The following is a 565-nucleotide window of genomic DNA, read 5'->3' on the forward strand; positions in this document are numbered from 1 at the left end:
TATTGGGGTCCACCCGTATACTTGTCAACCGTCGACATGAGCGGCTTCGGGGTCGACAGATTGAACATCAGCCCGAACCGAGCATCGGGACCAGTCTTGTCCGGCTCGTCGATCAGCTCGTAGAGATCAATCCACTCGATGAACGAATACTGAGAGAACCTCGCCAGCATCGCATCCAGGTTTGAGTTGCAGGCCGACATCGACGCCGACGTCGAGGTGTTGACGAACGTTGAGTCGTAGATCTCGGCGCCGTTCATCTCATTGATGGCGACTGGAACGCCGTAGCTCGACAGCTTTGTGAACAGGTTGAAATTGGGACGAACTCCGCCCCAGTAGTTCGTCGGGTTCACGCCGGCATGCTCGTAATAGTGATAGCCGAGCACATCGACCTTGACGCCATTCGCCTTCATGAAGTCGATGTAGCCGAACATCGTCGATGTGGTGCCGACGATGCGCCGAAGGTTTCTGCCGGTGTCGCGGCGTACCTGCTCGATCGCGTCCGACATTCCCCGCAAGAGATTGGCGAAGTCGACCATCGACGGATATGCAGCGAACTCGGCAGAGG

The 565-nt window shown here is 57.0% G+C and carries 1 pseudogene; it reads right to left on the reverse strand.

What is annotated here, in order from left to right:
• Positions 1 to 536, reverse strand: a pseudogene (locus IVB32_RS22785) (hypothetical protein); the annotation flags it as partial.
• Positions 537 to 565: the final 29 nt, after the last annotated feature.

This window comes from Bradyrhizobium sp. 23, assembly GCF_023073295.1.
Lineage (GTDB): Bacteria > Pseudomonadota > Alphaproteobacteria > Rhizobiales > Xanthobacteraceae > Bradyrhizobium > Bradyrhizobium canariense_D.